This is a genomic window from Pseudomonas sp. 2 (genome assembly GCF_056627435.1).
Genome location: NZ_JBWXNG010000003.1, coordinates 40,762 through 61,712, shown reverse-complemented (window position 1 = coordinate 61,712; position 20,951 = coordinate 40,762). Strand labels below are relative to the sequence as shown.

The following is a 20,951-nucleotide window of genomic DNA, read 5'->3' as shown; positions in this document are numbered from 1 at the left end:
CAGTTTTGCGACATTCGTGTACGTTCGTGCCACTCTTTGTCACTTGATTGGCGCCAGCATCTTGCTTTGGGTATGGCGCCTGCATAAGTATCCCCGGGATCGACCCACAAGGTCGTAACCCTCAATTAAAAAATGACAACAACTGAGGCCACCATGCTCAAAAAAGCGGTCATTCCGTTTCTTCTCGGCGCAGGTTTGATCGCCAGCGCTCCCTTCGCTCAGGCAGCATCGAATCTGGTGTTCTGCTCCGAAGGCAGCCCCGCTGGTTTCGACCCAGGTCAATACACCACCGGCACCGACTTCGACGCTTCTGCGGAAACCATCTTCAACCGTTTGAGCCAGTTCGAACGTGGCGGCACCGCTGTTATTCCAGGCCTGGCCACCAGCTGGGACGTCTCCCCGGATGGCCTGACCTACACCTTCCACCTCCGTGAAGGTGTCAAGTTCCACACCACGCCGTACTTCAAGCCGACCCGTACCTTCAATGCCGATGACGTGCTGTTCACGTTCAACCGCATGATCAACAAGGACGATCCGTTCCGTAAGGCGTACCCGACCGAATTCCCGTACTTCACCGATATGGCGATGGACACCAATATCAAGAAGATCGAGAAGGTCGACGATCACACCGTCAAGATGACCCTGGGCACTGTTGACGCCGCGTTCATCCAGAACCTGGCCATGAGCTTCGCCTCCATTCAGTCAGCTGAATACGCAGCCCAGCTGCTCAAGGAAGGCAAGGCCGAGGACATCAACCAGAAGCCGGTCGGCACTGGCCCGTTCGTGTTCAAGAGCTACCAGAAAGACTCCAACATCCGCTTCACCGGCAACAAGGACTACTGGAAGCCTGAAGACGTCAAGGTCGACAACCTGATCTTCGCCATCACCACCGACGCTTCGGTACGTGCGCAGAAGCTGAAAAAGGGCGAGTGCCAGATCACCGCTTACCCGCGTCCGGCCGACCTTGAACCGCTCAAGGCCGATCCTGCGCTGAAGATGCCGGATCAGGCAGGCTTCAACCTGGGTTACATCGCCTACAACGTGATGCCGACCATCAAGGGCGAGACCAAGCCTAACCCGCTGGCCAAGCTGGAAGTGCGTCAAGCGCTGGACATGGCGGTCGACAAGAAAGCCATCATCGGTGCGGTCTACCAGGGCGCAGGCCAGCTGGCCGTCAACGCCATGCCGCCGACCCAGTGGTCCTACGACACCACCATCAAGGATGCGCCGTACGACGTCGCCAAGGCCAAGGAACTGCTGAAAAAGGCAGGCGTACCGGAAGGCACCGAAATCACCCTGTGGGCGATGCCGGTTCAGCGTCCGTACAACCCGAACGCCAAGCTGATGGCTGAAATGCTGCAGAACGACTGGAAGAAGATCGGCATCAACGCCAAGATCGTTTCCTACGAGTGGGGCGAGTACATCAAGCGTGCCAAGAACGGCGAAAACGGCGCGATGCTGATTGGCTGGAGCGGTGACAACGGTGACCCGGACAACTGGCTGGGCACCCTGTTCGGCTGCGACGCGGTCAACGGTAACAACTTTGCCAAGTGGTGCGACAAGCCGTTCGACACCCTGATCCACCAGGCCAAGGAAACCACCGACCAGGCCAAGCGCACCGAGCTGTACAAACAGGCTCAGCACCTGCTCAAGGACGCGGTTCCGATGACTCCGATCGCTCACTCGACTGTCTACCAGCCGATGCGCAAGGAAGTCCAGGACTTCAAGATCAGCCCGTTCGGTCTGAACTCGTTCTACGGTGTCAGCGTCAGCGGCAAGTAATACTTCAAATGTGACTTCACGGTCGCGTTACTTTCGAGTAATGCGACCGTGTCGTTGCGTGCGCGGGTTATGGATGAAAATGAATATCGTTAGTTGAGTCGTACGCCGTCGGATCCTGCCTACTAACAATATGCATTTTTCCTACAAACTTTGAAGCACTTATAACTATTTACTGTGGAACCGAACGGACATACCGTTTCGAGTTGCCGCACCTGATATTTGCTGTCTATCGGCCGGCCGGGTTTTCATCGCCCTGAAAACTTCATTTGCGCAAACGATTGCGAAAGAAGTTTCCATTGCGCGATGGCCATTTACGCACCAGACGATAAGGATTGTCATGAATAAGAATATTGTTTTGCCATCACTGTTAGTTACCGCAACACTGGCTATCGCGCCTGTTTCACAGGCCGCCAGCAAAAGCCTGGTGTTCTGCTCCGAAGGCAGCCCCGCCGGGTTCGATATCGGCCAGTACACTTCCGGCACCGACAACGATGCCGCCGAGCCCTTGTACAACCGCCTGGCAGAGTTCGAGCAAGGCGGAACCAGCGTGGTACCTGCGTTGGCGACGAGCTGGGATGTGTCTGCCGACGGCCTGACCTACACCTTTCACCTGCGCGAAGGCGTGAAGTTCCACAGCAACAAGGCGTTCAAACCGACCCGCGACTTCAACGCCGATGATGTGCTGTTCACCTTCAATCGCATGTTGCACAAGGATCACCCGTTTCGCGTGGCCTACCCCACCGAGTTCCCTTACTTCACCAGCATGGGCCTGGACAAGAACATCAAGTCGGTAGAGAAAACCGGACCGATGGTGGTTGTATTTACGCTAAACAAAGTGGATGCGGCATTCATCCAGAATATCGCGATGAACTTCGCGTCGATTCTTTCCGCCGAATACGCTGACCAATTGCTGGCATCCGGCAACTTGCGGGATATCAATCAGGCGCCGATTGGCACCGGCCCGTTTGCCTTTGGCCGATATCAGAAAGATTCGCAGATTCGTTACGTGGCCAATAAACAGTTCTGGGATCCGGCAAGGGTCAAGGTCGATCAACTGATCTTCGCCATCAACACCGACGCCTCGGTGCGCGCGCAAAAACTCAGGAAGAACGAGTGCCAGGTCACGCTCAATCCGCGCCCGGCCGATGTCGATGGGCTCAAGGCCGACAAGCAGCTGAAGGTCATCGAAGAGCCTGGCTTCAACCTCGGTTACATCTCCTACAACGTGCGCCACGCCCCACTGGACAACCTGCAGGTTCGCCAGGCGCTGGACATGGCGGTCAACAAACCGGAGATCATCAAAGCCGTTTACCAGGGCGCAGGCCAACTGGCGCAGAACGCCATGCCGCCGACCCAGTGGTCCTACGACGAAACGGTCAAGGACGCCCCGTATAACCCGGAAAAAGCCCGCGAACTGCTGCGCGCTGCGGGCGTCAAGGAAGGCACCGTGCTGAACCTCTGGGCGATGCCGGTGCAGCGCCCGTACAACCCCAACGCCAAGCTGATGGCGCAGATGCTCCAGGCTGACTGGGCCAAGGTCGGGATCAAGGTCAACATCGTCAGCTACGAATGGGGCGAATACCTCAAACGCAGCAAGAACGGCGAACACGACATCTCGCTGATCGGCTGGACCGGCGACAACGGTGACCCGGACAACTGGCTGGGCACGCTGTACAGCTGCGCGTCGATCGGCGGCAACAACTACTCGATGTGGTGCGACGAGCACTACGACGCGCTGGTCAAGGCCGCTGTGGCGACCGCCGACAAGGACAAACGCATCGAGCTGTACAAGCAGGCCCAGCACTACCTCAAGCAGCAGGTGCCTATTACCCCCATCGCCCACTCGACCGTCAGCCAGCCGCTGCGCGCTGAAGTCGAAGGTTTCCAGGTCAGCCCCTTCGGGCGCAACAACTTCTCGGGCGTGACCCTCGCCGATTGATCCGAACCACCGTGCCAGGGGCGCTTGCGCTCTTGGCACCGCTTTATCCGCAAACAGCGGAAACGGCAAAAAAGGCCCACAAGGCCGCACCACCAAAGCCGGCCAACTCATAAAAGCCGGCCTTTAAAAAAAGCAGTAAACGGGAGCTTCAAAACGTGAAAAAAGCCAGCACCGCTGTATTCGCCTTGTCCGTGCTCACCCTGAGCATGGCCGCACAGGCAGAGCCCACCAGTCAGGAATTCGTCCCTACGACCTTGGCCACCACCAATGCCCAGAGCGAAGCCAAGGGCTTTCTGGAAGACTCGAAGATCACCGGGTCGACCAAGAACTGGTACGCCAACGAGCTGCTGCGTCGCGGCGGCACCTTCAGCCGCAGCGAAAACGGCGTTGTGGTTGATCGTGATCCGCGTCGTATCAACTGGGTGCAAGGCACCATCGTTGACTACAGCTCGGGCTTCACCCAGGGCACGGTCGGTTTCGCCACCGAGATGGCGGTCTACAACGCCGTCGCGCTGGACCGCGACAAAGACGACCTGATGGGCGGCGCCAACCGTACCCTCACCAAGAACAACGGTGATGCGGTCGGCCAGTGGAGCAAGCTGGGCCTGGGCAACATCAAGGCGCGCATCTCCAACACCACCCTGACAGCGGGCCGTCAATCGCTCAACACCCCGGTGCTGGCTTACATCGGCAACCGTGCACTGCCTTCGAGCTTCGAAGGTGTGAGCATCCTCAGCGAAGAGTTCAACAACCTGTCGTTCACCGCCGGCAGCTTCGACCGCGTCTCGCCACGTTCCGAGCAGAGCCTGACCAAGTTCCGCTCCGAGTACACTGCCAACGCCAACATCGAAGCCGATCGCGTGGACATGGCCGGCGTCGACTACAAGCCGTTCAAGAGCCTGACCACCAGCCTCTACGCCTCCAACGTCGAGGATTTCTGGCACCAGTACTACTTCTCGTTCCTGCACGAGATGGGTGACACCGACGTGCTGGGCCTGTCGACCAACCTGAACTACTACAAGACCAAGGATTCGGGCGCCAAGAAAATGGGCCCGATCGACAACGACACCTACTCCCTGTCGTTGACTGCGACCCACAAGGCGCACAGCTTCAGCATTTCCTATCAGGAAGTGGAAGGTGACACCTACTTCGACTATGTCCACGACAGCAACGCCATCTTCCTGGCCAACTCCCTGCTCTCGGACTTCAACGGCCCGAACGAGAAGTCGGTGCAGCTGAGCTACCTGCTGAACATGGCCGATTACGGTGTGCCTGGCCTGAAATTCAACATCTATCAGGCACGCGGCTTCGACATCGACGGCACCCACTACAAGGGCACCGCCTATGACGTTCGCAGCATGGACGGCGAAACTCACTACGAGTACGGCATCGGCGCCTCGTACACCATGCAGTCCGGCCCGCTGAAGGCCTCGACCATGCGCGGCACCTACACCACCCACCGCGCGAGTGCCAACCAGGCTGATGGCAACATCAACGAGTTCCGCCTGGTCACCACCATTCCGTTCAACATCCTTTAATCGCACAAGCGCAGGTGTTTCGGGCTAGAACTTTATGGCCCGAAACACCCACTCACTACTGGTTCGATCACTTGCCGAGGGCGTTTTCTTGAAATCGACATTCAAACTCGCAACATTGCGCAACGCGGTGGCACTGGCCCTGGGAATGACACTGCTCAGCGCCGCGGCCGGCGTTCAGGCCAAGCCGCTGGTGGTCTGCACCGAAGCCAGCCCCGAAGGCTTCGACACGGCGCTGTACACCACCGCTGTCACCGCCGACGCGGCGGCGGAAACCATTTTCAACCGCCTGGTGGACTTCAAGCCGGGCACCACCGACATCGAGCCGGCACTGGCCGAGTCGTGGGACATCAGTGAAGACGGCCTGCATTACACGTTTCACCTGCGCAAGGGCGTCAAGTTCCACAGCACCGATTACTTCAAGCCGACGCGCGACATGAACGCCGACGACGTGGTCTGGAGCTTCCAGCGTCAGCTGGACCCCAACCATCCGTGGCACAAACAGTCGACCGTGGGCTTCCCGTACTTTGAAAGCATGGGCTTCAAGGAACTGCTCAAGAGCGTCGAGAAGGTTGACGACAACACCGTCACATTCACCCTGACCCGCCGCGAAGCGCCGTTCCTGGCCGACGTCGCCATGGCCTTCGCCTCGATCTACTCGGCCGAGTACGCCGACCAGCTCCTGAAAGCCGGCAAGACCGACAACCTCAACAGCCAGCCGATCGGCACCGGCCCGTTCGTGTTCCAGCGTTACGCCAAGGACGCCCAGGTGCGCTTCAAGGCCAACCCGGACTACTTCCGTGGCAAGCCGCCGGCCGACACTCTGGTACTGGCGATCGCCACCGACAACAACGTGCGCCTGCAGAAGCTCAAGGCCAACGAGTGTCAGGTCGCGCTGTATCCCAAGCCTGACGACATCCCGAGCATCAAGACCGACCCCAACCTGAAAGTCGACGAGCTCAACGCGATGACCACCGCCTACATCGCCATGAACACCACGCACAAATACATGAGCGATGTGCGCGTGCGCAAAGCCATCGACATCGCCTTCGACAAGGAGGCCTATGTCAATGCGCTGTTCGGCAAGGGCAATGCAACCGTCGGCGTGAACCCTTACCCCGACACCCTGCTGGGCTACAACAAGGCGCTGAAAAACCCGGCCCATGATCTGGACAAGGCACGTGCCTTGCTTAAGGAAGCAGGCGTACCGGAAGGCACGGTGCTGACCCTGTTCACCCGCAACGGCGGTGGCCCGACCAACCCGAACCCGATGCTGGGCGCGCAAATGATGCAGGCGGACTTAGCGAAAGTCGGCATTAAGTTAGATATTCGCGTCATGGAATGGGGCGAAATGCTTAAACGGGCGAAAAACGGCGAGCACGACATGGTGTCTGCTGGCTGGGCAGGCGACAATGGCGACCCTGATAACTTCCTGACCCCGAACCTGAGCTGCGAAGCCGCCAAGAACGGCGAAAACTACGCGCGCTGGTGCAATCAGAAGTTCCAGACTTTGATCGATCAGGCTCGGGAAAAAACCGACCCGGCCGAACGTGCCGCGCTCTATGAGCAGGCGCAAGAAGTCTTCAATCAGGATCAGCCGTGGATCAGCATGGCCCATACCAAGATGTTCACTGCAATGCGCAAGAACGTAGAGGGTTATCACATTAGCCCCCTGACCACTAATAACTTCGCCACCACCCAGGTGAAGTAGAAGAAGAATCCGGCGGATTCGCAAAAACGAATCACGCCGGTATACGCCTAACCGGCAGATGAGGTACTCGAGAAGATGTTTAGTTTTATCGCTCGCCGAGTGGGGTTGCTCATACCCACCTTCTTCGGCATCACCTTGCTGACCTTCGCACTGATTCGCCTGATCCCGGGCGACCCGGTCGAAGTCATGATGGGTGAACGCCGGGTCGACCCGGAAATGCACGCCCAGGCCATGGAACGTCTCGGCCTGAACAAGCCCCTGTATGCGCAATACATCGACTACGTCGGCAAGCTCGCCCATGGCGACCTGGGCGAGTCGCTGAGAACGCGCACCAGCGTGTGGACCGAGTTCTCCTCGCTGTTCCCGGCCACCCTGGAACTGTCGATCGCGGCGCTGATCTTCGCGGGCATCATCGGCTTGCTGGCCGGGGTCATCGCCGCGTTGCGACGAGGCTCATTGTTCGATCACGGGGTCATGGGCATCTCCCTTGCGGGCTACTCGATGCCGATCTTCTGGTGGGGCCTGATCCTGATCATGTTCTTCTCGGTATCGCTGGGCTGGACCCCGGTATCGGGGCGTATCGACCTTTTGTACGACATTCCGCCAAAAACCGGCTTCATGCTGATCGACACCCTGCTCAGCGATGAAGAAGGCTCGTTCGTCGACGCACTGCGTCACCTGATCCTGCCCGCCATCGTGCTGGGCACCATTCCGCTGGCGGTGATCGCCCGCATGACCCGCTCCTCGATGCTCGAAGTGCTGCGCGAAGACTATGTGCGCACCGCCCGCGCCAAAGGCCTGTCGCCTGCCCGCGTGGTGTTCGTCCACGGCCTGCGCAACGCGCTGATTCCGGTGCTGACCGTGTTCGGCCTGCAAGTGGGTACGCTGTTGGCCGGTGCGGTACTGACCGAGACCATTTTCTCCTGGCCGGGCATCGGCAAGTGGCTGATCGAAGCCATTGGCGCCCGTGACTACCCTGTCGTGCAGAACGGCATCCTGCTGATCGCCTGCCTGGTGATCCTGGTCAACTTCGTGGTGGACATCCTCTACGGCTTTGCCAACCCACGCATCCGTCACCAGCGCTGAGATCACGACCATGAATACACCTACTCCCGTGGTAGCAGTCGATCAAAGCCTGCTCTACCCCTCCGTCTACAAAGAGTTCTGGCAGCACTTCGCCAAAAACAAGGGTGCCGTCGCTGGCCTGGCGTTCATGCTGTTGATCGTGTTCTGCGCGATCTTCGCCCCGTGGGTCGCGCCTCACGATCCAAGCGAGCAATACCGCGACTTCCTGCTGACCCCGCCGGTGTGGCTGGAAGGCGGCCAATGGCAATTCCTGCTGGGCACCGACGAGCTGGGCCGTGACCTGCTTTCGCGCCTGATCCAGGGCTCGCGCCTGTCGCTGCTGATCGGCTTGTCGTCGGTGGTAATGTCGCTGATTCCGGGCATCCTCATGGGTCTTCTGGCCGGGTTCTTCCCGAAAATCCTCGGCCCGACCATCATGCGCCTGATGGACATCATGCTGGCCCTGCCCTCGCTGCTGCTGGCCGTGGCCATCGTCGCCATCCTCGGCCCAGGCCTGATCAACACCGTGATCGCCATCGCCATCGTGTCACTGCCGTCCTACGTGCGTCTGACCCGAGCCGCCGTCATGGGCGAACTGAACCGCGACTACGTGACCGCTGCCCGCCTGGCCGGCGCCACCCTGCCGCGCCTGATGTTCATCACCGTGCTGCCCAACTGCATGGCGCCGCTGATCGTTCAGGCCACCTTGAGTTTCTCCTCGGCCATCCTCGACGCCGCCGCACTGGGCTTCCTGGGTCTGGGCGTACAACCACCCACCCCTGAGTGGGGCACCATGCTCGCCTCGGCGCGCGACTACATCGAACGCGCCTGGTGGGTGGTGAGCCTGCCGGGTCTGACCATTTTGCTCAGCGTGCTGGCAATCAACCTGATGGGCGACGGCCTGCGCGATGCGCTGGACCCGAAACTCAAGAACGCCGCCTGAGGACGCCAGAATGTCATTGCTAGAAATCAAGAATCTGAACGTTCGCTTCGGCGACGCCAACGCCACTCCGGTGGTCGACGGCCTGAGCCTGAGCGTGGACAAGGGCGAAGTACTGGCGATTGTCGGCGAGTCGGGCTCGGGTAAATCCGTGACCATGATGGCGCTGATGGGCCTGATCGATCACCCCGGCATCGTCACCGCCGACTCGCTGACCTTCGACGGCAAGGACATGCTCAAGCTGACTCCGCGTCAGCGTCGGCAGATCGTCGGCAAGGATCTGTCGATGGTCTTCCAGGACCCGATGACCGCGCTGAACCCCAGCTACACCGTGGGTTTCCAGATCAAGGAAGTGCTCAAGCAGCACCTGGGTCTGACAGGCAAGGCCGCTCACCAGCGCGCCCTGGAGCTGCTGCAGAAGGTCGAGATTCCCGGCGCTGCGCAGCGTCTGGAAGCCTACCCGCACCAACTCTCCGGCGGCATGAGCCAGCGCGTCGCGATCGCCATGGCCATCGCTGGCGAGCCGAAACTGCTGATCGCCGACGAGCCGACCACGGCGCTGGACGTGACCATTCAGGCGCAGATCATGGACCTGCTGCTGGCCCTGCAGAAAGATCAGGACATGGCCCTGGTGCTCATCACTCACGACCTCGCCGTCGTGGCTGAAACCGCCCAGCGCGTGTGCGTGATGTACGCGGGCCAGGCGGTTGAGGTGGGTCAGGTCCCGGGCCTGTTCGATGTGCCCGCGCATCCGTACAGCGAAGCGCTGCTGGCCGCGATCCCCGAGCACAGCATGGGCGCCGAGCGCCTGGCCACGCTGCCGGGCATCGTCCCCGGTCGCTATGACCGGCCAAGCGGCTGCCTGCTGTCGCCGCGCTGCCCGTACGTTCAAGACAAATGCCGCCAGCAACGCCCGACCCTGGACCCGCAAGTCCATGGCCTGGTGCGCTGCTTCTACCCGCTGAATCAGGAGGTGGCGTGATGAGCGAGATCGTACTGACCGCCCGTGACCTTACCCGTCACTACGATGTATCCCAAGGCCTGTTCAAACCCCACGCCACCGTGCGTGCGCTCAATGGTGTGTCGTTCGAGCTGGAAGCCGGCAAGACGCTGGCCGTGGTGGGCGAATCCGGCTGTGGCAAATCCACCCTGGCCCGCGCACTGACGCTGATCGAAGAGCCGTCTTCGGGCTCGCTGAAAATCGCCGGGCAGGAAGTGGCCGGCGCGACCAAGGCGCAACGCAAGCAGCTGCGCAAAGACGTGCAGATGGTGTTCCAGAGCCCTTACGCGTCGCTCAACCCACGGCAGAAGATCGGCGATCAACTGGCCGAACCGCTGCTGATCAACACCACGCTTTCCGCCGCCGAGCGCCGTGAAAAAGTGCAGGCGATGATCAAGCAGGTGGGCCTGCGCCCCGAGCATTACCAGCGCTATCCGCACATGTTCTCCGGCGGCCAGCGCCAGCGTATCGCCCTGGCCCGCGCCATGATGCTGCAACCCAAGGTGCTGGTAGCGGACGAACCGACTTCAGCACTGGACGTGTCGATTCAGGCGCAGGTGTTGAACCTGTTCATGGACATGCAGCAGGAGTTCAACACCGGTTACGTGTTCATTTCGCACAACCTGGCGGTGGTGCGGCATGTGGCCGATACGGTGCTGGTGATGTACCTGGGCCGCCCGGCGGAGATGGGTCCCAAGGAGGAGATCTACAACCGTCCGCTGCACCCGTACACCCAGGCGCTGTTGTCGGCGACGCCGGCGATCCATCCGGATCCGTTGAAGCCGAAGATCAAGATCGTCGGCGAGCTGCCCAACCCGCTCAATCCGCCGACCGGCTGCGCGTTCCACAAGCGCTGCCCGTACGCGACCGAGCGCTGCAGTGCCGAGGTTCCGGAGTTGCGGACGGTGGATAACCGGCAGGTGGCTTGCCACTATGCGGAGCAGTTTGTGGCCTGAGGTTTTGGCTGAGAGAAGGAAGGCCGCTGCGCTTGGGTGCAGCGGCCTTTTTTTATGGTTTGGGGACTGATCCGTTATTTATGTTGCTGCTAAGAGGGTCTGCCTAACGGCAGACCTGTTTCGGCTTCGCCGAGTTACTTGGAAAAGACCCCCAAGTAACCAAGGGGTCTTGCTCCTGGTTTGGCCCGACTTCGTCGGGTTCCCTCTCTCCGGTCCCGCTCCGTGGGCCCGGCGTGAATGGGCCATCCATGGCCCACACGCCTCTCGCCGCATCCATGCGGCTCGACCCACTCCACGAGACCTCCGTTCGGCCTGCACCCAAGTCGCGTTTGGCGGCGTCTGGGCTATCGCGCATCAAGATCAAAAGCAAACGGCTAACGCCGTCCCCGTAGCAGCACGGCTTGCCGGCGGGGCGATCTTGAGGGCGACCCGCGAGCAAGCTCGGCTGCTACGCCCTGCGGGCAGAATCAAAAGCAGATCGCAGAACACCATGCCGTTGCCGTTGCCGTTGATTTTGATCTTCATGCGCAATGGCCCAGACGACGCAAAACGCGACTTGGGTGCAGGCTGAATGGAGGTCTCGTGGAGTGGGTCGAGCCGCATGGATGCGGCGAGAGGCGTGTGGGCCATGGATGGCCCTTTCACGCCGGGCCCACGGAGCGGGACCGGAATGAAGGAAGTCTGACGAAGTCAGACCCAAACCAGGAGCAAGACCCCTTGGTTACTTGGGGGTCTTTTCCAAGTAACTCGGCGAAGCCGAAACGCTTCTGCCGTTAGGCAGAACATCCCGGCATCAACACAGATAACGGATCAGCAAGAAGATCTCAGAGTTACACCGTTAATAAACATCCCTCCGATACCGCCCCTGCTCGATCAGCCGCTCAACCCCCGACTCACCCAGCAGCTCGACCAGCACCTGATCCACCCCCGCCGCCATGCCCTCAAGGCTGCCGCAGATATAGATCGCCGCCCCATCGGCCAACCAGTGACGCAACGCATCGGCCGACTCCCGCAACCGATCCTGCACATAAACTTTCTCAACCTGATCCCGAGAGAACGCCAGATCCATCCGCGCCAGATCACCGCTGGCCAGCCAGCCGTTCAACTCATCACCACAGTGGAAATCGTGCGCCACATTACGCTCGCCGAACAGCAACCAGTTGCGCCGCTCGCCAGCCAAAATCCGCGCCTTGAGCAAGCTGCGCAAACCGGCCAGGCCCGTGCCGTTGCCAATCAGAATCATCGGCACCGGTTCGCTCGGCAGATGAAAACTGCTGTTGCGCCGAATCCGCAAACTGACCCCGCCGCCCACCGCTGCATGCTCGGTCAACCAGCCAGAACCGATCCCCAGGCTGCCATCGGGATGCAGTTCCTGACGTACGATCAACTCAAGGGCACCGTCCTCAGGGATCGAGGCAATCGAGTACTCGCGCATCGCCAAAGGCACCAGCGCATCGACCAGCGCCTGCGCGTGCAGGCCGACCAGATGGCTGCGATTGGCGGGCAACTGGCGGGTACTCAAGGCCTGGCCGAGAGACTCATGCAAACCATCGACAGTGACCTGCGCGTCGGCTGCGATCCCGAGCCCGGCGAGGAACTGCTCGACCGCCGATTGCGCATTGCGCGGCAGTACTTCGATCAGGTCGCCCGCTTCCCAGCGCGCGTCGGACGGCAGCGTCATGCCCAGCAGATAGACCTTGGAACCTGCACTGCCTTCGTTCAGCCATTGGCGACGAGTCAGGGTCCAGTTCTCGTAATCCGCAGGCTTCCAGGCCGCAGCCGGCGTCGAGCCAGTCACTTCGCCCAACTGCTGCTGCCAATGTTGCAGGGCCACCGCGTCGCCGCTGTCCACCTCCACCGGGGCGAACAGCGTGCTGCCGCCGCGCTCGGCCAGCCAGCCGTGCAGGCGCTGGGCGAAACCGCAGAAATGCTGATACTGGCGGTCGCCCAGGCCCAGCACGGCATAGTTGAGGTTTTCCAGCGCCAGCGGACGGCCCAGCAGCTTGCGCTCGAAGCCGCGAGCGCTGTCCGGCGCCTCGCCATCGCCAAAGGTGCTGACCACGAACAGCGCGTTGCGGCTCTGGTTCAGGTCCTGCTCGGTCACGTCGGCCAGAGGCTGCACCCGCACCGGCAGGCCCGCCGACTGCAGTTGCCCGGCGGTCTGCCAGGCCAGTTGCTCGGCGAATCCGCTCTGGCTGGCGAAGCCGATCAGCCACGCCGGGCCCTGGCTGCCATAGACAGAGTGGCTGGTCGACACATCGCTTTTGGCCGCACGAACGTCACGTTTCTTGCGACGCCGGTCCAGATACAGCAGCCAGCCGGTAATGAAGAACAGCGGCATCAGCACCGCAGCGATCGTGATGATCAGGCGGCCGGTCAGGCCCCAGTAACTGCCGGTGTGCAGCGCGTAGTTGCTGATGATCAGCTGCGAGCCATAGCCCTTTTCGTTGTAGCGCGACACCGCCTTGACCTCACCGGTCGCGGCGTCGAGGGTGATCTGGTTCAGGGCGCGCGGGTGTGGCGAGTCCTTGAGCATGTAGAACACCACCGCAGGCTGGCCACCGGACAGCGGCAAGCGCAGATTGTAGGCCTTGAGATCAGGCCCTGCGGTTTTCTGGATGCTGGCCCAGATCGCGTCGTAATCCACCTTGGCGTCAGCCTGCGGCGCACTGCCCTCTTTGGGCCGCACACCGCCACCGCCGCGACGCTGCTCGCCGGCCACGGGCGGATCGCCAATCAGCTTGATCATGCCGTTGCTGAACCATTCGTAGGACCACATCAGGCCCGTGACCGACAGCAACAGGTAGACGATCAGGCACCAAGTGCCGAACACCGAGTGCAGGTCCCAATTGAAACTGCGGCCCTTCTTCGCCCAGTCCAGGGTCAGCCACACGCGCCAGCTCAGCGGCTTGCGCGGCCAGCGCAGATAAAGGCCGGACAGGCAGAAGAACACCAGAATCAGCGTGCAGGCCGCGGTGATCTGCTTGCCGTACTCGCCAGCCGCCAGGAAGCGGTGCAGTTGCAGGATGAAGCCGAACACATCCTGGCCAACGGCATCAGGCTTGAGTTCGCCGGTGTAAGGGTCGAAGTTGTGCATCTCGCCCCGGCGCTGGCCCGGTGGCGGCTGCATGTAGGCCTGCGCGGCCTTGTCACCCTCGACTTCCACGCGCAGCATCGACACGGTTTCGCCCAGCTTCGCTTCGATGCGTCGGACCATTTCGGCAGGCGTCAGCTGCACCTCGCCCGGCTGAACGAACAAGGCGGTGGGATTGAGCGCGTCGAGAATCTCGTCCTCGAACGAATACAGCGCCCCGGTGACGCCCATCAAGGCGAGCACCAGACCCGCCGTGATTCCGAAGAACCAGTGCACTTGGAACAGGACTTTCTTCAACACCCTCGATCACCTCATCACCCACTGCGACGCGCATTATGCGCATAAACAGCTCTTATTCTCATCCGTATCCGGTTCTGTATTGGCTACAGACCTGACACATTCAGCACATCACCCGTAGCAGTCCGGCTTGCCGGCGACCGCGGTGGATCGGCAACAAATGTGTGACTGACACCACGCAGGTCGCCGGCAAGCCGGACTGCTACGGGCACCATCGTGCCCCTCACATACAAAAGCCCCACTCACCAACGGCAAGTGGGGCTTTGCGTTTCACGCTTCTCTTAGAAGTGGAACGCGGTGGTCAGCAGTGCCGTACGACCGGCCGCCTGGTTGGCGAAGTGCGCCGCGTAGGCTTTGTCGTAGTAGGTCTTGTCGGTCAGGTTCTGCACGTTCAGTTGCAGGTCGATGTTCTTGGTCAGCTTGTACGAAGCCATGGCGTCGTAACGGGTGTAGGACGGTACATACACGGTGTTGGCGGTATCACCCCATACACGGCCGACATAGAACGCACCGCCACCGATAGTCAGCTTTGGCGTGATGTCGTAAGTGGTCCAGAGGCTTGCGCTGTGCTTGGCGGTGTTGGGCATCTCGTTGCCGTCTTGCGAGGCAGCGTTGGCCGTTACCGCACCGTTACGACCGACCAAACCCGAGCTGACCAGCTCGCTGTCCAGGTAGCTGTAACCGGCGAAGACTTGCCATTGATCGGTCAGCTTGCCGCTGGCGCTCAGCTCGACACCGTCGACGCGGGATTTACCGGCGTTCTGATAGGTGTTGGTGCTCACCAGAACGCGGGTGTTGTCCTTCTCGGTGCGGAACACCGCCGCGGTCAACGACAGGCGATCGTTGAAGAAGTCCCACTTGGTGCCCAGCTCGTAGTTCTTGGTGGTTTCCGGCTCGAGATCGCTGGTCAGAGTGCTGCCATCGGCAATCAGGCCGTTGCCATCGGTACCTTCGTTGAGCATGCCGCCCGGCGGGGTGGCCGAGGTGGCGAAGGAGGTATAAATGCTGCCGTTTTCAACCGGCTTGTAGACCACACCGGCCTGCCAGTTCCAGAAGTTGCTGGTGTTCTTGCTGCGGGTGGTGGCCGCGGTCAGGCTGTCGGTCTTGGCCTTGGTGTCGAAGCTGTCGAAACGCGTGCCCAGGTTGACCTGCCATTGCGGGCTCAGCTCGATGGTGTCGAAGGCATAGACCGAGCGGGTGAAACCGATGGTGTTGGTACCTTTATAGTTGCGCGCGATGGTGCCGGTGTAATCGTCATCCGGGTTCGGATTGGCCAGCGACGTACAGGTGCCGCCGTACACCTCACCCACCTGGCAGCCCACGCCGCCCGGGGACGCTGCAGTCGGGTTGCTGTTGGCCGGGTTGGCGAAGGTGTAACCGCTGACCTTGCTGACTTCGCGGGTCAGTTCGATACCGGTGGAGTAGCTGTTCTTGAAACCGGCCAGCTGGAAGGTGCCGAACAGGTCGGTCTGGTTAGTGGTGGTTTCGGTGGTGCTGACCCGGGCGTTGGCACGGCGCCACACGGTGCCACGGGCGTTGACGTTGTGCTGGCTGTCGTCCGGCTGAGTCAGGATGTAGTCCTGGCCCACGTTGCCGTGACGGAAGGTGTTCTTCAGGGTCATGTCTTCGTTGAAGTCATGCTCGAAACTGATGGTGCTGATGTCGCTGCGGGTCTTGCGGAAATCGCGATCCTTCAGACCATAGAAGTTATTGCTGTTGCCGCCGTCGGTAGGCTTGTCGTGAACGTGGACAGCCGTCGTGGATGTCGAACCGTAGCCATACGGAATGCCCGAATCCGGCAGGTCGTTGCCTTCGACGTGGTAGTAGCTCAGGTTCAGGCGGTTTTCGGTGCCCAGGCCGAAGGTCACCGACGGCGCCACGCCCCAACGGTCGTAATTGATTGCGTCGCGACCGGCCACGTTCTGCTCGTGGCTCATCAGGTTCAGACGGAACGCTGCGGTGTCGAGGAACTTGCGGTTCACGTCCAGGGTGTAGCGACGGGTCTGGTCGGTGCCGTAGGTGAAGCTGCCGTTGGTGAAGTCATTGGCCTTGGGCAGCTTGCTGATGATGTTCAGGCTGCCACCGGCCGAACCACGGCCGCCGAATGCGGAGTTCGGGCCCTTGCTGACTTCGATCGACTCGATGTCGAAGATTTCACGGGACTGCGCGCCGGTGTCGCGCACGCCGTCCAGGTAGGTGTCGCCCTGGGCGTCGAAGCCACGGATGAACGGGCGGTCGCCCTGCGGGTTGCCGCCTTCACCGGCACCGAAGGTGATGCCCGGTACGGTGCGCAACGCGTCCTGCAAGGAGGTGGCGGCGGTGTCTTTCAGTACCTGCTGAGGAATGACAGTCACCGAACGCGGCGTGTCGGACAGCGGCGCGGTGTACTTCTGCGATGCGCTCTTCTCGGTCTTGTACTCGGTGGACTCCACCGCCTCACCGTTGATGCTGGTCGCGCCCAGCGCAATCGAACCGCCCTTGGCCTGTTCGGCTTCGTCGGCGGCGTGGGCCATTTGCGACGCGGACATTGCGGTAACGGCCATGCCAATCGCCGAGACGAGAAGCCGTGGTGAACTGACAGACGGTTGAAGCGAGAGGCGCGACATCGAGATTTCCTTCCCCAAGGAATGTAGAGGCCGCGGAATATAGATGAGAGTAATTTGTATTTGCAGATAACTTACATTCTTTACAATTTCGCTTTACGGATTTTTCACCCTCGTTCGTCCACACGTCCGCGCGGGGTTTTACACATCAGATAAGAATCACTACCATTCGCTACCTTTTTCGATCCTGAGTGGCGTCGTCATGCTCCTACACATCCCTGGCCTCTTCACCCGCGAGGAGGTGCTGCGCATCCGCCAGGCGCTGGAGCAGACCGACTGGGCCGACGGCAAGATCACCGCCGGCCACCAGTCGGCCAAGGCCAAGCACAACCTGCAGTTGCCCGAGGGCCACCCGCTGGCCAAGGAAATCGGCGCGGCGATGCTCGAACGCTTGTGGCAGAACCCGCTGTTCATGTCGGCGGCGCTGCCGCACAAGGTCTTCCCGCCGCTGCTCAACTGCTACACCGGTGGCGGCAGCTTCGACTTTCACATCGACAACGCCGTGCGCCAGGCGAGAGGCAACATCGAACGAGTGCGCACCGACCTTTCGTCGACGCTGTTCTTCAGCGACCCCGACGACTACGACGGCGGCGAGCTGGTAATCCAGGACACCTTCGGCACCCGCGAGGTCAAGCTGCCGGCGGGCGACCTGCTGCTCTACCCGGCAACCAGCCTGCACAAGGTCAACGCCGTCACTCGCGGCGCGCGCTATGCCTCGTTCTTCTGGACCCAGAGCCTGGTGCGCGACGACGGCCATCGCACGCTGCTGTTCGAAATGGACACCGCCATCCAGCAACTGAGCCGCGACGTGCCCGATCATCCTTCGCTGATCCAGCTCACCGGCACCTACCACAACCTGCTGCGCCAGTGGGTCGAGGTCTGAAGCATGGTCTGGAATCTGCGACGCGAAGAGACACTTACCGGCGAGCAACTGCGCGCCATGCTCGAAGACAACCCGGCCAGCGCGGCGAAGGCGATCCTCGTCGCCGCCCAGCAAAACGTGCTGGAGGCGCAGGCATTGCTGGGCCAGATCCTGCTGGACGGCACCGGCATCGAACAGGACGCCGCCCTGGCCCTGACCTGGTTTCAGATTGCCTCGCGCAACGGCCATGCCATGGCCACCAATATGGCCGGGCGCTGCCTGGAGCATGGCTGGGGTTGCGAGCCGGATGCCACCAAGGCCGCCGACTATTATCGCCAGGCCGCCGAAGCCGAGCTGGACTGGGGCTTCTATAACTATGGCAACCTGTTGGCCACCGGACGCGGCGTGAACAAGGACCAAGCCCGCGCGCTGGCCTGCTACCGCAAGGCCGCACAGCTGGGCCACGCCAAATCGATGAACATGCTCGGTCGCTATCTGGAAGAAGGCGTGTGCTGCGAGCAGGATCTAACGGCGGCCCATGACTGGTATCGGCGCTCTGCCGAGGGCGGAGATTTTCGTGGGCAGTTCAGCCATGCGGCGGTGCTGGCAGACCAAAGCAGGATTGAAGAAGCGCTTTTATGGCTGGAGAAAGCGCTCACCACTGGCAATCTGAACTTCCTCAGAGTCAGCCGAGCGGCGCTGCTAGACGCGACTCAACACGACATACGAGCACTGGCCTTGAAATACCATCAACAGGCAGCCTCGCTCGGCGACGAGAGCGATCACGCCGCTCTGGATAACTTTCTGATCGAACAGCACAAGGCTCTTTTCAGCGAGTAACACGCTCGAGTTAAGATACCCGACTGGTGTCTTACACATGGCGCAATCAATCTCGGTTTGATCCCCTCGTCAAAATCGCTACTCTAGCGAAGGCAGGTTATTAAACAAAACAGGAAACCCCTCCTGCACCAACATTCATTAAAGGACTAATGAATATGAACCATGCATTAAATCTATATGACGAAACTGTGTTGAGTGATGCACTTGATGCAGCTCGGCATATTCCTAGTCAGATACTGTCGGCGTCTGCTGGCACAGCGCAAAATGTATTGCGCGACAAAGGTCTGATTCTTACGAAAGACCAACTCCTCAATCTCAAGCGCTATGAAGTTCGCGGGCTTGGCCTTCCCGTCACTTTAACGGATGTCATCGGCTACCTGGGTTATGAAACAGGGGCTGGCTCCAATCTCGAAGCCCGAGACTTTCAGGAAAGTTTCACGTTGATCCGCAACCATGCAATGCGCTGGGATCCACTGCGCAATGACCTGATCAATGTGGGCAGTGAACTGAGCGTGTTTGGCGGCCAGATGCAGGTTTACTTGCAAGGCATCGAGGAGATCTATGAAGATCTGCGTGGACAAGCCGGGAACGCCATCGAAGCAGAAGCCCGAGCGGATTTCATTCAATACGTCATCGAAGTCGCCGGCCTGATCGAGCAACGGGCGCTTGCCACGACAGCACTCAAATCCAGGCTGGACAGTTTCTCCCGGGATCTGTCCCTCCAGGTATTACCTAGCGTTCAGATCAAGCTTCAGAGCATCAATAACAGTAACTTGTCCGTCGACATCAGAAGGCTGAATATTGACATAGACGAGCGCGCCCGCCTGATCGATCAAAAACAGAACGAGTATAGAAAGCTGGTGGGCATTGCCGCTGGCAGCAGTTTTCTGTTATTAGGGCTTGGCATCTACTTTGGTGTTCAAGCAGAAAAAATCCGCAAGGAAGTTGAAAGTCTTAAGCGTACACAGCATCAAAAAATTGCCGACCTGGAGCAGAAAAACAAAATACATGGATCGCTGCAACGCGTCCGCAGTGACTTGCAGGATCTGGAACTGGTCGTTCTCGATGCAGACATCGCCACTAAAAATCTGACCGCAGTATGGAACGCACTGCATATCTATGTGAACGAATCGGTAGAGCAGGCGGAACGGATCAATGACACCCTCACACTTCGTCGCCTCATTAATGGCTTCAGGTTAGTCGCCGCGCCGTGGGAAAACATTCAACGCGACGCTAACTTATTGCTCGAAGTTTTCAAGCAAGCCGACGACGAATACAGAGCAGAATATGGACATTCCTGACATGACAAACATTACTTCTTTACATTCCACCGCTGGCTTCAAGGCCGTCGACATCACAGAGATGAAACACGCCGTACGCCTGGCCTTGAATGAAAATGCGTCGACGCAGGCGCTGTTCAACATCACTCAGTACCTCCCTTCGCTGGTGGAGAAACAGGCCAGGGTCCTGCGCAGGCTTATTGCGCTGGAAACGAGCGTACGCGAAAACGCCGTTGAAGTTCCGATTATCGCGGACATCTCGTCAAGAGCGCTGATGCAGCTTCAACGTGATCAGGATGAGGCTGGCGCAGATATCAATGAGCTCAACGACATCGCCGAGGATCTCGCAGCTGCCCAGATAGCGTTTTCATCGAAACTGCGTGACCAGACGCAACAGCTAAAAGAGGCTGTGACCGCAGTCGCCGAAAACCTTGACCGGTTGCCCACAGACGGTTTTCTTTCTGCATTTGATCGTGACAACCAGAGCATCAACACCCAGCTGGAAGAAATCAAATTGCGCATCACTCAGCTGCGTGCTGACCGAGATGCGGTAACTGCTGCAATCAACCTGATCGAGAGCCCCGATTTCGCGGGGATTGCCAACGACATTCTGCTGACGGCGCAGAGCCTTGCGCAAGCAGGCATGAGCGCTGGGCAGGCATCTGTCGTGCAAAATGCGATTTCAATCATTACCAAGCTCATCGGTGTCGTCACGGATGGCTTCAACCTGTTAGGTCTGATTGAACAGCGCGACGCGATGACTCGTCGCCTCACTAATCAGATCAGCCAAGCCCGACAGCTTGAAAGCCGGCTGTTGACCAATACTCAATCCGCCGGACTCATAGGTCACGCGTATCGCTTCGACGATCATCGCAGACAGGTGCACTCACAAGCGAATGCCATAGTGGAAGCGTTCGAAACGGTCATCGATCTTTCAAAGCGGCTCGACTCCAGCAATCGGGAAGAATTTAAAGAGCTGATGCTGAGCCTGCGCAGGTTGGCGGACTTTGCCAGAAACCTCGCCTGACAAGATCAGGAGTTTCACTG

At 60.0% G+C, this 20,951-nt stretch carries 15 protein-coding genes; 12 read left to right on the top strand and 3 right to left on the bottom strand.

The features are described 5' to 3' along the window. Window positions 1-153: 153 nt before the first annotated feature. The 8 genes from AC1MEK_RS05820 to AC1MEK_RS05785 all read left to right on the top strand — a co-directional run bounded on the left by AC1MEK_RS05820 (window position 154) and on the right by AC1MEK_RS05785 (window position 10,928). On the top strand, window positions 154-1,782 hold the full coding sequence (locus AC1MEK_RS05820) for an ABC transporter substrate-binding protein (protein WP_480395321.1): 1,629 nt from the start codon (window positions 154-156) through the stop codon (window positions 1,780-1,782). Between the two features lie 337 nt (window positions 1,783-2,119). Next, window positions 2,120-3,721, top strand: coding sequence for an ABC transporter substrate-binding protein (locus AC1MEK_RS05815; protein ID WP_480395320.1), 1,602 nt, complete (start codon window positions 2,120-2,122; stop codon window positions 3,719-3,721). 155 nt (window positions 3,722-3,876) lie between these two features. Then, entirely contained in the window at window positions 3,877-5,259 is a 1,383-nt protein-coding gene (locus AC1MEK_RS05810; protein WP_480395319.1) for an OprD family porin, read from the top strand. Between the two features lie 145 nt (window positions 5,260-5,404). Beyond that, entirely contained in the window at window positions 5,405-6,967 is a 1,563-nt protein-coding gene (locus AC1MEK_RS05805) for an ABC transporter substrate-binding protein (protein WP_480395658.1), read from the top strand. A 75-nt stretch (window positions 6,968-7,042) separates the two neighbouring features. Further along, window positions 7,043-8,053, top strand: a complete 1,011-nt coding sequence (locus AC1MEK_RS05800; protein WP_480395318.1) for an ABC transporter permease subunit — start codon at window positions 7,043-7,045, stop codon at window positions 8,051-8,053. Between the two features lie 10 nt (window positions 8,054-8,063). Continuing rightward, a complete protein-coding gene (locus AC1MEK_RS05795; protein ID WP_480395317.1) occupies window positions 8,064-8,975 on the top strand; it encodes an ABC transporter permease subunit in 912 nt (303 codons plus the stop codon). 10 nt (window positions 8,976-8,985) lie between these two features. Next, window positions 8,986-9,954 carry an ABC transporter ATP-binding protein gene (locus AC1MEK_RS05790; RefSeq protein ID WP_480395316.1) on the top strand — a complete coding sequence of 323 codons (969 nt, stop codon included), beginning with the start codon at window positions 8,986-8,988 and terminating at the stop codon, window positions 9,952-9,954. After that, window positions 9,954-10,928, top strand: a complete 975-nt coding sequence (locus AC1MEK_RS05785; RefSeq protein WP_480395315.1) for a peptide ABC transporter ATP-binding protein — start codon at window positions 9,954-9,956, stop codon at window positions 10,926-10,928. Before AC1MEK_RS05790 ends, AC1MEK_RS05785 begins: the two co-directional genes overlap by 1 nt. 360 nt (window positions 10,929-11,288) lie before the next feature. Here the strand turns inward: AC1MEK_RS05785 and AC1MEK_RS05780 are convergent, their stop codons facing one another. The 3 genes from AC1MEK_RS05780 to AC1MEK_RS05770 form a co-directional block, all read right to left on the bottom strand. After that, a complete protein-coding gene (locus tag AC1MEK_RS05780; protein ID WP_480395314.1) occupies window positions 11,289-11,453 on the bottom strand; it encodes a hypothetical protein in 165 nt (54 codons plus the stop codon). Between the two features lie 313 nt (window positions 11,454-11,766). Beyond that, on the bottom strand, window positions 11,767-14,322 hold the full coding sequence (locus AC1MEK_RS05775; protein WP_480395313.1) for a PepSY domain-containing protein: 2,556 nt from the start codon (window positions 14,320-14,322) through the stop codon (window positions 11,767-11,769). A gap of 278 nt (window positions 14,323-14,600) precedes the next feature. Further along, window positions 14,601-16,925, bottom strand: a complete 2,325-nt coding sequence (locus AC1MEK_RS05770) for a TonB-dependent receptor (RefSeq protein ID WP_480395312.1) — start codon at window positions 16,923-16,925, stop codon at window positions 14,601-14,603. A gap of 199 nt (window positions 16,926-17,124) precedes the next feature. On the opposite strand from AC1MEK_RS05770, the gene AC1MEK_RS05765 reads away from it, so the two are divergent. The 4 genes from AC1MEK_RS05765 to AC1MEK_RS05750 all read left to right on the top strand — a co-directional run bounded on the left by AC1MEK_RS05765 (window position 17,125) and on the right by AC1MEK_RS05750 (window position 20,931). Further along, window positions 17,125-17,805: a Fe2+-dependent dioxygenase gene (locus tag AC1MEK_RS05765; RefSeq protein WP_480395311.1), complete on the top strand. Its 681-nt coding sequence runs from the start codon at window positions 17,125-17,127 to the stop codon at window positions 17,803-17,805. Between the two features lie 3 nt (window positions 17,806-17,808). Beyond that, entirely contained in the window at window positions 17,809-18,624 is an 816-nt protein-coding gene (locus AC1MEK_RS05760; protein WP_480395310.1) for a tetratricopeptide repeat protein, read from the top strand. Window positions 18,625-18,779: 155 nt separating this feature from the next. Continuing rightward, the gene (locus AC1MEK_RS05755; protein ID WP_480395309.1) at window positions 18,780-19,925 is read left to right on the top strand and encodes an alpha-xenorhabdolysin family binary toxin subunit A; all 1,146 of its coding nucleotides are present in this window, start codon (window positions 18,780-18,782) and stop codon (window positions 19,923-19,925) included. Then, window positions 19,912-20,931, top strand: coding sequence for an alpha-xenorhabdolysin family binary toxin subunit B (locus AC1MEK_RS05750; RefSeq protein ID WP_480395308.1), 1,020 nt, complete (start codon window positions 19,912-19,914; stop codon window positions 20,929-20,931). Before AC1MEK_RS05755 ends, AC1MEK_RS05750 begins: the two co-directional genes overlap by 14 nt. Window positions 20,932-20,951: the final 20 nt, after the last annotated feature.